We start from the raw sequence: 13946 nt of genomic DNA on the forward strand, positions 1-13946 counted from the left end.
GCGGCCCTGCGGCGGCAGCCATCGACCGGTCGTCGAACCGGTCGGGGGCCCCGGCCGGCGGTAAGTCCTGACGGCGGTCGCGGGTGACCGCCACCTAGAGAGGAGAACACTGTGTCCAGCGATCGCTTCGGTAGCGACGGCGCGTTGACCGAGTACGACAAGTGGCGCCAGAGCCGATGGGAGGAGATGGCGGGCCCGGACGGGAAGGCGAGCCTGATCGCCCATCGGCCGATCACGGAACCGGGTCAGGAAGTCCCCGAGGTTCCGGGACAGTGGACGTCCACCGGCCTCTCGGGAAGCCTGACGCTGACCGCGGCCCGTGCGGAGAACGTATCCGTCGATGACCACGCCGTGGACGGCACGGTGGAACTGACCGGCGCCAGCCGCCTGTCCTTCCCCGGCGGGCGGCGCGGCACCATCGAGGAACTGCGGGGAGCCCACGTCCTGGCCGTGTGGGATCCGGCCGCGCCCACCCTCGTCGGCCTGCGCGCAATCGAGGCGTGGCCGTGGGACCCGGCCTGGACCGTCGAGGCGGAGTACCGTCCGGCGGACGCCGGACGCCTCCTGGAGGTGACCCGGGTGACCAGCCCGAGCGTGCGGGACAGCTTCCCGGCCCCTGGTGACTTCGTCTTCGATCTGCAAGGCGAGCGGCACACGCTCCGGGCGTTCGGTGTGGGCGACGACACTCTGCTGATCTCGTTCACCGACGGCACCAGCGGCACCGAAACGCCCGGCATGGGCCGGTGGCTGATCCTGCCCCGGCCCGAGGACGCCGCGGGTGCCGCCCGGATCGACTTCAACCGGGCCACCGTCCCTCACCACATGTTCTCGACGCCCTTCCCCTGTCCGCTGCCGCCCCGGGAGAACCACCTCCCCCTGCGCGTCGAAGCGGGGGAACGCGCCCCCGTCTTCGAAGAAGAAGCGGCCGTCTGCACCACGACCGGCCCCGCCGTCTGACATTCGCCGCAACCGGCGTACCCCCGAAAGGAAGAAACAATGACACCCGACCAGGACCTTCGCGCAGCAGCGGTGAACTACCTCCGGCAGTGGGAGGTGCGGGACTACGCCGCGATGCGATCCCTGTGCACCGAGACCGCCGCCGTGTGGCACAGCGACGGAAGCGGTGACCAGCCGATCGACGAGAACATGGAACTGCTGAAGAAGTTGGCCGCCGGCGTCGAGACACTTCGGTACGACATCGTGCGGCAGTTCCAGGACGGCAACGAAGTGCTCCAGCAGCAAGTACTCCACCTGACCATGACCGACGGGTCCCGCAGTGACGTACACGCGGCGATGTACTTCCGGTTCGACGGCGGCCTCATCGACCGCATCGAGGAATACTTCAACGTCGTACCGCTCAACGAATCCATGCCGTCGTCCGGTTCGACCGAACAGCACTGATCGCGGCCGCTCCCGCCGAGCGGCCGCCTGAGGCAGGGCCCCGGACGCAGCACCGGCCTGGGCCCTGCCGTGTGCGAGGAGACCTCAGCCTCGTCCGTGCCGACCTGCTGACACGCGGCAGCGCCGCTTCTGGCGAACGCGCCTCGCGCGCTCGCAGCCGAGGCGTCCACCGGGCCGTACGGTCACGCCCGTTGACCGTGGCACAGATTCACGACGTCGCCCATGACATCGCTCGCCGAGCATCGGCTCGAAAAGCCGGTTGCCGCCTCAGCCGTTTACATCATCGCCTGCCGGACGGCAAAGATCCCCATCTCTTGCACTTGCCCGGCCCCCCCCGAGCACCCGAGCCAGGTGAGGCGGTACCCGGCAAGAGGCGCTTATCACCTTGGAGTCCCCCCCGGGGTGCACCGTTCAAGAGGAGTCATAGTCGTGTTCTTCGTCGACGTTCTGGAATTCGAGGGCCTGGGCAACCGCAGCTACCTGGCCGGAGGACCCCGTTCGGCGGTGATCATCGATCCGCCGCGTGACATCGATCAGGTCATCGCCGCGGCGGCCCGGCGCGGGGTGCGCATCGCTCTCGTGGCCGAGACCCATGTGCACAACGACTACGTCACCGGCGGCCTGGAGCTGACTCGGGTGACCGGGGCCCGCTACCTGGTGCCGGCCGCAGCGCACGTGTCCTTCGCCCGCACCCCGGTGGCCGACGGCGACACCGTGACGGTGGACGAGGGGCTGGTGCTGCGCGCGCTCGCCACCCCCGGGCACACCCCGCACCACACCTCCTATGTCCTTGCTGAGGACGGGCACGGTGTGGCGGCGTTCACCGGCGGATCGCTGCTGATCGGCACGGTGGGCCGCCCCGATCTGGTCGAGCCGCGGCTGACCGAGCAGCTGGCCCGTGCCCAGCATGCCTCCGCCCACCGCCTGGCCGATGAGCTGGACGACGAGGTGCCGGTGCTGCCCACCCACGGCTTCGGCAGCTTCTGCTCTTCCTCGCAGGCCGAGGGGGATACGACCACGATCGGCCAGGAACGCGCCACCAACGACGCGCTGGCCCTGGACGTGGACACCTTCGTCGCGCAACTGCTCGCCGGGCTGGACGACGTGCCCGCGTACTACGCGCACATGGGCCCGGCCAACGCCGCGGGGCCCGCACCGGTCGACCTCACCCCGCCGGGGCGTGCGGACGCCGAGGAGATCGCCTCCCGGCTGGCCGCCGGTGAGTGGGTGGTGGACCTGCGCAGCAGCATGGCCTTCGCCGAGGGGCACGTGGCCGGGTCGTTCAACTTCGAGGGCGAGGGCAAGCTCGCCACCTACCTGGCCTGGCTGATCCCGTGGGGCAAGCCCGTCACCCTGCTCGCCGACACCACTGAGCAGATCACCGACGCACAGCGGGAGTTGACCCGGGTGGGCATCGACCGCCCTGCCGCCGCAGCCACCGGCGACCCGGCCACCTGGGTCCGCGCCGGCGAACAGCTCGCTTCCTTCCCCCGCGCCCGCTTCGCCGACCTCGCCGATGTCCGCGAGCGCGGCAACGACGTGGTCGTCCTGGACGTACGCCGGGACTCCGAGCGCGCGGGCGGCTTCATCGACGGCTCGGTCCACATCCCGATCCACGAGCTGCACGGCCGCATCGGCGAGGTACCGCCCGGGACGGTGTGGGTGCACTGCGCCGCCGGAATGCGCGCGACGATCGCCGCCTCCCTGCTGGACGCCGCCGGCCGCGACGTGGTCGCCGTCCACGACGGCTTCGACGCCGCCACCGAGGCGGGACTGATCCTCACCCGCCCCGACCGCACCGATTGATACGCCCTGTCCCGCACCACCTGCACGAAAGAGATCAGACGATGTTCCCGCATCTTCGCCGCGGCCCCGTCCGCCTCACCCCCCAGCAGGCCAACCAGCAGACCAGCGACGGCAAGGCCGTGCTGCTGGATGTCCGCGAAACACCGGAGTGGAAGGCCGGGCACGCGCCCGGCGCGCTGCACCTGCCGCTTTCCCGCCTGATCACGGGCGCTTCCCTGCCGGCCTCCGCACAGGGCAAACCGGTGGTCACGATCTGCCGTTCCGGTCACCGCTCCCAGCAGGCAGCCAAGCTGCTGGCCGCACGCGGCGTCGAGGCCACCGACGTCACCGGCGGCATGACCGCCTGGGCACGTCAGGGCCTGCCGGTCACCGGTGAAGGCGGCAGCAGCGGTGCCATAGCGTGAGCGCGCTGATCTTGGCCCTGATCTCCGGGGCCGTGGTCGGAATCGCGCTCGGCGCCCTCGGCGGGGGCGGCAGCGTCCTGGCGGTGCCCGCGCTGATCTACCTGCTCGGCTTCACCCCGGCCGCCGCCACCACCGCCAGCCTGATCATCATCACCGCCACCTCGCTCACCGCCCTGTACGCCCACGCCCGCAATGGCAACGTCCGCTGGAGGGCCGGCGCCCTGTTCGCCACGGCTGGACTCCTGCCCGCCGCCGCGGCCGGAGCCGCCGCCTCCCGCCTGCCCCAACCGGTATTGACCGCCACCTTCGCCGCCATCGCCGCACATGCCGCCGTCAAAATGCTGCGTCCCAGCCAGGCGAGCACCGGTCAGGCGCCTGTGGTGCAACCCGCGAAGGCCGTCGGCGCCGGCGCGGGACTGGGCGCGCTGACCGGGCTGCTCGGGGTCGGCGGAGGCTTCCTCGCCGTCCCCGCCCTGGTCACCGTGCTTGCATTCGAGATGCAGACCGCCGTCGGCACCAGCCTGCTGGTCATCTCGGCGAACTCCATGGCTTCCCTGGCCACCCGCGGTGCGACCGTCACCGGCATCGACTGGGCGGTGATCGGCCCCTTCATGGGTGCGGCAATCCTCGGCGGCTGGGACGGCAAACGCCTGGCTTCCAAGGTCACCGGCCCCCTGCTGCAACGCACCTTCGCCATCGTGCTGCTGGTCGTGGCCGCCCTCATGCTCATCGATGCCCTCACCTGAGCCCGGCTATCAGGCTGGGACGCACACAGGTTCGGACAGCACCACCGGTGTTCCGGTCCGTTCCTGCTCTCATCCGAAGGCCCCTGCCCCGGCCTTCGGCCTCATGACCGCCGCCCGACGCTACATCGCTCCCACCCGCGCCTGGCACCGGGCCACCAGACAATCGGCGGTCGGCGCCCGACGTCACGGGCCCACTGCACGTCAGTCAACGGCACGGCCAGACCAACGATCTGATGATCGGAAAGAAACGCCCTAGGTCGGTCGTCGTTGCACGGCGTCGGCGATGACCGCTGTCACGAGTTTGTTGACGACTGACGTGGTAGGCGGGCCGGGGTCGCGGTCTGCGAACAGGAGGTGCCCACCGCCGACCAGGGAGAGGGTGAGTGAGTCGATATCGGCGTCGGCCGCGATGCGGCCCAGGTCACGCTCGTCGGCCAGGTAAGCGGAGATCGCAGTCGCGGCCTGGGCCAGGATCGCGATGCCCCCTCCTGGCCTGGCTTGCCGCAGCCGCGTGCGCAGCTCGTCCCGGAAGGTGATGAGCGGGATGATTGCCACCGGAATCGGTCCGAACAGGGCCGTCAGTGCGGTGGTGAGGTTGTCGGCCACCGTGCCAGTTCCGGCGGACTCGTGCAGCGCCCTCGACTGCGTCTCAAGCTGCGCGGCTCGGTCGAGCACGAGGTCGGTGAGGAAGGCGTCGAAGTCAGTGAAGTGCCGATGCAAGACGCCTTTGGCGCAGCCTGCCTCGTCGGTGACGGCACGGCTGGTCAGCCCGTTCGGCCCGTCCCGCAGAAGTACGCGTTCGGCAGCGTCGAACAGTTGCTGCCGGGCGTCGCGGAGGTGCACCCCAGTTGGCACTCGCAGATCCTCTCGTGCGGTCAGCCCGATGGCATCCGTTGCCTAGTGGGCATGTGCCCACCAAAGTGGGCACATGCCCACCTTACCGTGAGAACAACCAGAACCATCACCAGCAGAGCCGCATAAGGCCCGGCGGGCGGCCGAGTCGTTCGGCGTGGATGCCCAACGCTACGACCAAGCCCGGCCTGGCTACCCCGATGCACTGGTGGCGCGGATCGTCGCAGGGAGCCCCGGGCCTGACGTGCTCGACATCGGCTGCGGCACCGGCATCGCAGCCCGACAGTTCCAAGCCGCCGGGTGCGCCGTGCTCGGGGTCGAGCCAGATGCGCGAATGGCAGACTTCGCGCGAGCCCGTGGCCTGGAGGTCGAGGTGGCGGCCTTCGAAGCCTGGCAGCCAGCTGGCCGGATGTTTGACACGGTCATCGCCGCCCAGTCGTGGCACTGGGTGGATCCGGTCGCCGGCACCGCGAGGGCGGCACGTGTGCTGCGTCCAGGGGGACGGCTGGCGATCTTCGGGCACGTGTACGAGCCGCCTGCCGAGGTGGCCGAGCCGTTTGCCGCTGCCATCCGGCGGGTGGCGCCCGACTCCCCGCTCAGCGGTCAACCGGCCCGACGCTCGCTCGACCTCTACCAGGCGGGATACGAGAAGTTCGCCGACAAGATCCGGGAGACCGAACAGTTCAAGGATCCCGAACAGTGGCGATTCGACTGGGAGCAGTCCTACACGCGCGACCAATGGCTGGGCCTGCTCCCCACCACCGGCGGCCTCACCCAACTCCGTCCCGATCAGCTGGCCGAAATACTGGACGCAGTCGGCAACGCCATCGACTCCTTGGGCGGGCGCTTCACGATGAACTACACGACCCTGGCCGCGACCGCCGTGCTCGACGGCACCCCCTGAGTCCATCCGCCAAGTCGCCGTCGGCCTAGGAATCCGCGTGGCCCTTCGATGCTCCGCCGGGCGCAGGCAGAGTACGGCCGGCAGCGCGGGCGGCCATCTCGGCCAGGAGTTGCTGGCGGGCCGATTACCGGTGACGACGGGGATGCCGATGCGGACGGGTGCTTCTGCGGTGCAATGCGCACAGGCGGTCGATAGGCGTGCCGAGGCCGTCTCACGGTGTCGAGCGCAACGACCGTGCCGGGGTGTCGGCCGCTCGGCGGGTCCGGGCATGGTCACGGGCGCTGCTCGATCAGGTCCCAGCGAATCGGCCGAGTCAGCGAGCCGCCGAGCGCCGGCCAGCCGGTGCTGCTCGTCGGCGCGTGTCGCCGGACGGAACCCGAGGGACTCCCGGATCTGCGTACGGTGGCCCTTCGCCGAGCGGGACGACAGGTCGTACTTCGCCAAGTCCTCCGCCGGCACCTTGACCACGTCGGCCACGTAGTCGACTGCGGCCTGCGGGAACTCCTCCAGGAACTGGGGGAACCAGCCCTCCAGCTCGAAGAACTTCAGCATCAGCAGGAACCCGAGCCGCGTCGGGCCGGACTTGTTTGCGACCAGGTCCCAGTCATTGCCCACCGGCGTCCAACAAAGAGGGCCGCTGGCCACTTTGCACCGTGGGTCATAGGAGACCGGGGCCGTTCCGGGCCGATGGCACGGTGCTGCTCGCGCCGGTCACTTCTGCTCCAGCGCGGCCAGCCGCAGTTCGAGCTGGTCGACCCGGTGCCGTAGCAGGGTGACCTGGGCTTCCAGGCTGACTTCCCGTTCCGCCCTGCGCTGGATGCGCGGTGACGTGGCGGCGCGCTCGATCACCGCGTCCAGCTGGACCAGGCGCTGCGGCCCGTTCGGGCCGTCCACCAGCCGGGACTGGATCTCGCCGTTGCGGTACCAGGACCGCAGGGCCGAGCGGGAAACGCCGGTCTCGGCTTCCGCCTTGGCCAGCGTGACCCAGGGTGTCTCGTCCAGCTGCTCGAACAACTCCAGCTCATTCTGCCAGCGCGCGAGCCGGTCCTCCCAGTCCGACGGTGTCTCCATCACACCCTCCCTTCAGCATGGTGACCCTGTTAATAACAGTGTATTGACACGGTTGGGACCATGGAACCATGCCATTTGAACGGTTCACGGTGGAAGCCCGCAAGGTGGTCGTCACGGCTCAGGAGGAGGCGAGGCTGCTCAAGCACAACTACATCGGCACGGAGCACATCCTGTTGGGGCTGTTCGACGCGCCGGACAGCACGGCGGCGAAAGCTCTGCGCCGACTCGGGTACGACAAGGAGACCGCGCAGGCCGATATCGCCGCGGTGGTCAAGCCCGGCACGGAGGAGCTGAGGGGCCATATCCCGTTCGCGCCGAGCGCGAAGAAGACGCTGGACCTAGCCCTGCGCGAGGCGCAGCAGCTGCACCACAACCACATCGGTACGGAACACATCCTGCTCGCCCTGACCACCGGGGAAGGCGAGGGCGTCGGCGCGAAGATGCTTGCCGAGCGGATCAAGCCGCTCAGCAAGATCCGTGCCGCGGTGCTGGCATCACTGGAGGGATCACAGGACGTCGCGGCCGGCCCATGGCCGGCCGGCACACCTGCCACCGAGGACACGGTGTCCGCCGCCGGCGCGCTCGCCGGTGGAGCGCCGGTCGGTAGCCATCACCTGCTTGAGGCGATGCTGCGGGCGGAGAACAGCATGGCGGCCAGGGTGCTGCGCGAACTCGGGGTCGATCCGGACGCCGTCGCCGCCAAGATCGACGAACTGGATCCGGAGACGACCACGGACGCGAACCCGGAGGAGTCCGCCGCGCGCAAGATGGAAATCCGGCTGGTCGACGATGAGGTGCACCTGATCCTGCGGGACCCGACAACGGTCACGATCGCCAAGAAGGTCACCGAGCTGTCCGGCGGCCCGATCCAGGGCGTCGGGCCGGTCGCCGGCATGTTCGTCCCGCTCTGGCGGTCGGCCAACCAACTGCTGCTGCAGATCAAGCGCGTGCTGGAACCGGAACCCGAAGAAGAGGGCGGATCCGCCGCGAACAACGTGGCCAAGGTCGTGCGCACGGTGCTCGCGCCCCGGCTCCGCCGGTGAACCGGCTGATCAGCAGGCCGGAACCTGTCGGTGGGACAGGCGAGCGCGGGGGCGTGGTGAGCGACGATGCGCCGGCGCCGTTCCCGCCGGAGACCAGGGCGTGGTTCACAGACGATCGGCGAATCCGGGATCACGTGCGGCGCCCCGTCGATGGCGGCCCGCGCGCACCACGGGTCGATCTCCCGCGAGCAGACAGTACGGCGAATCGGAGGCAACCATGACTATCACCATCACCATCGTCGGAGCAGGACTGGGCGGCCTGGCCCTTGCCCGTGTGCTGCACATGAACGGCATCGACGCGGTCGTGTACGAACGGGAATCATCGCGCACCGCGCGCGGTCAGGGCGGCATGCTTGATCTGCACTCCGGGACCGGGCAGCGGGCGATGCGCGAGGCCGGCCTGATCGACCAGTTCCACGCGATTGCCCGTCGTGAAGGCCAGGACCTGCGACTTCTCGAGCCGGACGGCACCCTGTTGCTGCAGGAGGACACGCCCGACGACGCCCCGCTCGAGCGACCTGAGGTCGACCGCGCCGATCTGCGCAACCTGCTGCTGGACTCTCTGCCCGAACACGCGGTGCGCTGGGGGCGCGCGTTAGAATCCGCCGGCAATGGCCTGCTGCACTTCGCCGACGGCAGCAGTGCGACGTATGACCTGCTGGTCGGCGCCGACGGCGCGGACTCCCGCGTCCGCGCGCTGCTCACCGACGCCCGACCAACGCACACCGGCCAAAACGTCGTTGAGCTCGGTATTCCCGACATCGACCGCACCCACCCCGACCTCGCGGCGATGGTCGGGCGCGGCAACTACTGGGTGCTCGGCAACGGACAATCCCTGTCGGCGCAGCGCAACGGCGACGGCCGCGTACGCGTCTATCTCAGCTTCCACAACACCGCCGAGGACTGGTTCGCGACCAACGGGATCCCGTTCGACGACCCAGCCGCCGCCCGGGTGCGGCTGATCGACCTGTTCACCGGCTGGGACTCACGGTTCACCGCACTGATCGCAGCCTGCGACGACACGGTCCTACCGCGGTCGATCACCACCCTCCCGGTCGGCCTGACCTGGCCGTCGACGCCAGACGTCACACTGCTCGGCGACGCCGCACACCTGATGCCGCCGGTGGGGCAGGGCGCCAACATGGCGCTCCTCGACGGCGCCCTGCTCGGCCTCGCGCTGGCCGCGCACCCGGACGACTCTCCCGCCGCCGTCAAGGAATACGAACGCGAGATGTTCGAACGCACCAGCGCCGCCGGTCGGCAGTCCGCGCGCATCCAGGAAATCCTGATGTCGCCGGACGCCAGCCGGAAAATGCTCGCGTTCTTCCAACCGGGCTGAACACAGATGGCGAAGTTGCCGACGGGTACGGCCTGGTGGAGTCGGCAACTACAGCGGCCTTGCGCTGGAAGCGGCGTCGGCCTGGTGGCGGCGCCACCGTAGCTCGGGCTCTGTCACGCGGGGGCTGCCGCGGTTCGAATCAGTGGGGTGCGCGGGGCCGGGCAGCGTCGCCACCAGGGCGGCGGCATCCCTGGTCGTACGGCCTGGCAGCTTGTGCACGGTGACCACGGTAGAGAGGTGGTTGTCGTCGAGTGAGGGGACGAGGAGACGTGGATGTGTATGAGGCCGTGGACAGTCGCCGGGCTGTGCGGGCGTTCAGCGATGAGCCGGTGTCCAAGGAGGTACTCGAACGAGTCCTGGCTGCGGCGACGCGGGCTCCGTCGAGTGGGAACCTCCAGCCGTGGCATGTGTATGTCGTGACCGGCGAGCCCTTGGCGGCACTGAAGAAGCGCGCGACGGCCAGGGCACAGGCGGGAGACCCGGGGGATGAGCGGGAGTATCCGATGTACCCGGTCGAACTGAACTCGCCCTATCTGGACCGCTTTTCCGCCGCGGCCGCCCAGCGGTACAAGGCTCTGGGAATCGAGCGCGACGATCCTGACAGACCCATGAAGATCGCCGCCCTGAACTCGGAGGCGTTCGGGGCGCCGGTCGTTCTGTTCTGCTACCTCGACCGGACCATGGGGCCCGGACAGTGGGGGGACGCGGGGATGTACCTGCAGACGGTCATGCTGTTACTGAGGGCGGAAGGGCTGCACAGCTGCCCCCAGGTGATGTGGACGATGTATCGCAAGACCGTCAGCCAGATCGTCGGACTCGATGAGCGGCTCGTACTGTTCTGCGGTGTCTCAGTGGGTTTCGAGAAGGAGGGCGTGCCAAGGCTGCGTACCGGCCGGGCGGACATGGCAGAAACGGTGAGCTTCATCGGCGTGTGACCGCCGGAGCGCGGGGGCGTTGGGTTCCGGTAGCCCGCGCCGTGGCTGCGCGAGCAACGGGCGGAGCGGCGGCCCCCGTTGGTGCGTTCCGGCTCGGCGAGCAGGCCGCGCTGCTCGTAGTAGCGGAGGGTCTGGATGTTCATCCACGGCGCCGCTTGGGCGACCTGTCCGCTGCGCAGGCCCGCACTCTCACGGTTGCTCCCCAGCTCGGCCCCGAAGGAATGCCTGCCGCGACGCACGGCTGGAAGCGGGCCTATTCGCGGACCGCATACCCCAGATACGTCACCAGCGGGCTGCCCTCCGGCTCGAGCACCATGTCGACCAGCTCCGGCAGTTGATCGTCGGTCAGCGTCCCACGCCTGCGCCCGCGCGTCGCGCTCACCAGGCTGCGTACGTCGCGCGGCTTGAACGCCGAGATGTCCTTCGCGGACAGCCCCACCCGGTCGAGGGACTCGGCGAGCTCCACCGGGCGGCGCAGCCGGTGTGCGGCGTAACGGCCGCGGGGCATGATCCGTGTACCTGGGAAGGCTTGGAAGGCGCCGAGGTAGATGAGGCGGGACACGGGGGTGCGGTTCACCGTGTCGTAGACGAAGGCCCCGCCGGGGCGCAGCACGCGCGCCGCCTCCACGAGGACGAGGTCCGGACGCTCGCTGATCTCGAGGGTGTCGGCGCAGTACACGAGGTCGAAGGAGTCGCCCGGCAGGTCGAGTTCCTCCGCGGGCGTCGTCAGGTATGTGACGCCCAGCCCGTCGTCCGCGTCCAGGGCGAGGGCCGTCGCGGCGGGGGACGGATCGGCAGCGCTGACCTCGAAACCGAGCTGGGCGAGGCCGCGGGCCAGAACGCCGCGCCCGCTGCCGACGACGAGCGCCCGGCTGTCAGCCGCCGCGAGGCTCAGCTCCGACAGCACGTGTCGCAGGTACTCCAGCCGTACGGACTGGAAGGTCAGGGCCCGGATGTGGCGGCCGTCGACGGCCCCGGGGCCGGCCGAGTCGAGTGCGATGTGCGGGGCGGTGGTCATGGCGCGCTCCCTCGACGTTCCGAGTCAGGTTCCCTGAGTGAACCTAACATTCATCGGTTCCCTGAGGGAACCCAAGGGCGATAGGATGGGATCGTGACCCGTACCCCCCTCTCCGGCGTCGCGTGCTCGATCGCCCGCGCGACCGACCTGTTCGGCGACGCCTGGACGGCCCTGATCATGCGCGATGTCCTCGCAGGCATCCGCCGTTTCGACGAGTTGGCGGAGGACCTCGGCCTGTCCCGCAAGGTCCTGGCCGCGCGGCTGGCCCGGCTGATCGAGGAAGGCGTGCTGACGCGCGAGCGGTACCAGGTCAGCCCGCCGCGCGAGGAGTACGTGGCGACGGAGAAGGGCCAGGAGCTCTACCCCGTCCTGCTGGCGCTGATGACCTGGGGCGACAAGTGGTACGCGGGACCCGCGGGACCGCCCACCCGGATCCGCCACGACGCCTGCGGGCACTTCACCACGCCGGTCGTGGCGTGCGACGCCTGCCAGGAGCCGCTCACGGTGGCCGACACGACACAACTGCCCGGCCCCGGGGGACGGGTAGGGCCGGGCACACGGCTGTTGGGACCGCTGATCGCCGCGCGGAGTGCTCCGAAGGCGGACCACCCTCCACCGCCACGCAGAGACTCGGCATAACCCTCCTCCGAAGTTTCAACGTCGCCGGGCATGCTGCTGGGCAACCTTCGGGGCATCTCGCGTATCACATGTGCATGAGATCCATGTGCACCGTGTTCGGGGCAGTGCTGGCTGCCATGGTGCTCGCCGTGGTGCCCAGTGCAGCCGCCGTGGCCGACGTAGCCGACGATCCGTCTGCGACACCGTCTCCCTTGCCGACGCAGGCATACGCGACGCTCGAGGCAGAAAAACAGCTCAATGTGGGGTCGGCGGCGCAGTCGGCCGATGTGAGCTGGATGTTCTGGGACGGCGGAGCGCAGGTCCCCGTGCCCACGAACGACACGCTCGTCATCGATGCGCGTGACCTGGCGGGCATCGCGAGCGTCGCCGTCGACGACCCGAGGTGCAAGGACGACGGGCAGGTCATCACCTGCGTCAACACGGATTCCTCGCAGAGTCGTTCGGTCGAATTCATCCTGCGTGCTCAGGCGGGCGCCGCACCTGGCGCCAGCGGCACGATCAGGTACACCCTCAGCGCCGACCGTGCCACCGGTGCCACTGCGAACGCGATGGTGGTCGTCGGCATCCCGAACCTGATCGTCGGCAGGCTGCCGGATGTGACGCACGCTCGGATCGGGTCCCGGATCGATGTTCCGCTCCGGCTCCGCAACACCGGGGAGCTGGCCACTGACCGGCGCGTCATGCTGCGCTGGGAATCGGTGGGCGGTCTGGTCTTCGACCGGATGTTCTCCAACTGTGCCTACGGCGAAGGCGATGAGCCCGGCGAACCCGGCAGCCGGACATCCGTCACCTGCGTCTTCCCGGTCGGCCCGGACTCCGTGCCCGCGGGGACCACCGTGGAGCTGAGCAGCCCCCTGACCGCCACGGTCGGTGAGCACGTCCTGACGGCTGTGACCGACTACTCGGTCGAGCTGCTGCAACCTGGCGTAACACCCGGCGGCGGCAGCCACCAGGGCACCGGGCCGGCGCTCACCCTGGTGCGCGCGTCCGGAGCGGGAGGGGGATTCGAGAAGGGTGCCGAGGGCCGGTTCACCGTCGCGGCCGACAACTCCGCGGATCTCGCGGCCGAGGCCACGACGAAGCCGGGCCGCAAGGCGGGCGAATGGACCCTGGACATCAACGCCGTGAACCACGGCCCGGCCTCCGCGTACGGGGTCGACAACAAGTCCGTAGCCGTGGTCGATGTTGTCCTGCCCAAGGGTGCGGTCGCAACCGGCACCGCGCACATGGAGGAGGAGGACAGCCCTTACGGCCCCTGCCTTCTCGGGGGCAGCGGCACCACCACGGCACCTTTCGAGGCGGGTCACCGGCATTACGTGTGCACCGTGCCGATCGGTGTCGCGGCCGGCAAGAGTCAGCTGTTCGAACTGTGGGTGAGGACGGCGAAGGGGTACGACGGCGCCAAGGGCACAGCGACGGTGCGCCCTGGGCCGGCCGGCATCCCCCTCCACGACCCGGACGCCTCCAACGACAGCGTCACCTTCACCTTCGGCACGTCGGCCACACCGGCAGCGGCGGTACCGTCCGGCGACACCCTGGCCGCCACGGGCGCGGGCCGGACGACACTCATCGCCACCGCGGCAGGCTGCGCCGCTCTGCTGGGCGGCGTGGCCTTCATGGTCCGCCGCCGCGGGCGTTCCCACTGAGACGCCGAACGATCCAGTGGGCAGCCGCCCCGGCCCGCGTCGGCGATCAGCGCGTGAAAGCCCCGACTGGACGGGGGAGACCAGCCGGGGCCGTGGGTGGTGGCGTGCGGAGGGCGGTCGCCTCTCGGCGAAAGGCTCCATG

Annotated in this window: 15 protein-coding genes and 2 pseudogenes; 11 read left to right on the plus strand and 6 right to left on the minus strand. The window is 69.8% G+C overall.

Translation table 11 applies throughout. The annotated features are described in order from the left end of the window. Positions 1–111: 111 nt before the first annotated feature. From AB0H86_RS25945 to AB0H86_RS25965, 5 genes are all read left to right on the plus strand, one after another. Complete coding sequence (locus AB0H86_RS25945; RefSeq protein WP_362443340.1) at positions 112–957, plus strand: DUF1684 domain-containing protein; 846 nt, start codon at positions 112–114, stop codon at positions 955–957. A 39-nt stretch (positions 958–996) separates the two neighbouring features. Next, positions 997–1401, plus strand: coding sequence for a nuclear transport factor 2 family protein (locus AB0H86_RS25950; protein WP_362443343.1), 405 nt, complete (start codon positions 997–999; stop codon positions 1399–1401). Positions 1402–1830: 429 nt separating this feature from the next. Then, positions 1831–3207, plus strand: coding sequence for an MBL fold metallo-hydrolase (locus AB0H86_RS25955; RefSeq protein WP_362443346.1), 1377 nt, complete (start codon positions 1831–1833; stop codon positions 3205–3207). A 41-nt stretch (positions 3208–3248) separates the two neighbouring features. Continuing rightward, positions 3249–3611 carry a rhodanese-like domain-containing protein gene (locus AB0H86_RS25960; RefSeq protein ID WP_362443349.1) on the plus strand — a complete coding sequence of 121 codons (363 nt, stop codon included), beginning with the start codon at positions 3249–3251 and terminating at the stop codon, positions 3609–3611. Next, positions 3608–4357 carry a sulfite exporter TauE/SafE family protein gene (locus AB0H86_RS25965; RefSeq protein WP_362443352.1) on the plus strand — a complete coding sequence of 250 codons (750 nt, stop codon included), beginning with the start codon at positions 3608–3610 and terminating at the stop codon, positions 4355–4357. Before AB0H86_RS25960 ends, AB0H86_RS25965 begins: the two co-directional genes overlap by 4 nt. Before the next feature lie 252 nt (positions 4358–4609). On the opposite strand, the gene AB0H86_RS25970 is transcribed toward AB0H86_RS25965, so the two are convergent. After that, positions 4610–5212 carry a TetR/AcrR family transcriptional regulator gene (locus AB0H86_RS25970; RefSeq protein WP_362443355.1) on the minus strand — a complete coding sequence of 201 codons (603 nt, stop codon included), beginning with the start codon at positions 5210–5212 and terminating at the stop codon, positions 4610–4612. A 154-nt stretch (positions 5213–5366) separates the two neighbouring features. Here AB0H86_RS25970 and AB0H86_RS25975 point away from each other — a divergent pair, with 154 nt between their 5' ends. After that, positions 5367–6113 (plus strand): class I SAM-dependent methyltransferase, encoded by a 747-nt coding sequence (locus AB0H86_RS25975; protein ID WP_362443357.1) that lies wholly within the window; start codon positions 5367–5369, stop codon positions 6111–6113. 327 nt (positions 6114–6440) lie between these two features. On the opposite strand, the pseudogene AB0H86_RS25980 reads toward AB0H86_RS25975, so the two are convergent. Then, positions 6441–6758 (minus strand): annotated as a pseudogene (locus tag AB0H86_RS25980) (DUF4158 domain-containing protein); the annotation flags it as partial. A gap of 66 nt (positions 6759–6824) precedes the next feature. After that, positions 6825–7184, minus strand: coding sequence for an excisionase (locus tag AB0H86_RS25985; RefSeq protein WP_362443360.1), 360 nt, complete (start codon positions 7182–7184; stop codon positions 6825–6827). 68 nt (positions 7185–7252) lie between these two features. On the opposite strand from AB0H86_RS25985, the gene AB0H86_RS25990 reads away from it, so the two are divergent. Next, positions 7253–8227, plus strand: coding sequence for a Clp protease N-terminal domain-containing protein (locus AB0H86_RS25990; RefSeq protein ID WP_362443363.1), 975 nt, complete (start codon positions 7253–7255; stop codon positions 8225–8227). A 223-nt stretch (positions 8228–8450) separates the two neighbouring features. Beyond that, entirely contained in the window at positions 8451–9566 is a 1116-nt protein-coding gene (locus tag AB0H86_RS25995; RefSeq protein ID WP_362443908.1) for an FAD-dependent monooxygenase, read from the plus strand. Between the two features lie 48 nt (positions 9567–9614). Here the strand turns inward: AB0H86_RS25995 and AB0H86_RS26000 are convergent, their stop codons facing one another. Then, positions 9615–9785 (minus strand): hypothetical protein, encoded by a 171-nt coding sequence (locus AB0H86_RS26000; RefSeq protein WP_362443366.1) that lies wholly within the window; start codon positions 9783–9785, stop codon positions 9615–9617. Between the two features lie 50 nt (positions 9786–9835). Between AB0H86_RS26000 and AB0H86_RS26005 the strand changes: the two genes are divergently transcribed. Continuing rightward, positions 9836–10501, plus strand: a complete 666-nt coding sequence (locus tag AB0H86_RS26005) for a nitroreductase (protein WP_362443370.1) — start codon at positions 9836–9838, stop codon at positions 10499–10501. A gap of 74 nt (positions 10502–10575) precedes the next feature. Here AB0H86_RS26005 and AB0H86_RS26010 read toward each other — a convergent pair. After that, positions 10576–10644, minus strand: a pseudogene (locus tag AB0H86_RS26010) (MerR family DNA-binding transcriptional regulator); the annotation flags it as partial. 110 nt (positions 10645–10754) lie between these two features. Beyond that, positions 10755–11519: a methyltransferase domain-containing protein gene (locus tag AB0H86_RS26015; RefSeq protein WP_362443373.1), complete on the minus strand. Its 765-nt coding sequence runs from the start codon at positions 11517–11519 to the stop codon at positions 10755–10757. Positions 11520–11612: 93 nt separating this feature from the next. Here AB0H86_RS26015 and AB0H86_RS26020 point away from each other — a divergent pair, with 93 nt between their 5' ends. After that, a complete protein-coding gene (locus tag AB0H86_RS26020) occupies positions 11613–12158 on the plus strand; it encodes a helix-turn-helix domain-containing protein (protein ID WP_362443376.1) in 546 nt (181 codons plus the stop codon). Positions 12159–12349: 191 nt separating this feature from the next. Next, positions 12350–13804: a hypothetical protein gene (locus AB0H86_RS26025; protein WP_362443378.1), complete on the plus strand. Its 1455-nt coding sequence runs from the start codon at positions 12350–12352 to the stop codon at positions 13802–13804. Positions 13805–13946 lie beyond the last annotated feature (142 nt).

Source organism: Streptomyces sp. NPDC050997 (genome assembly GCF_040660135.1).
Classification (GTDB): Bacteria; Actinomycetota; Actinomycetes; order Streptomycetales; family Streptomycetaceae; genus Streptomyces.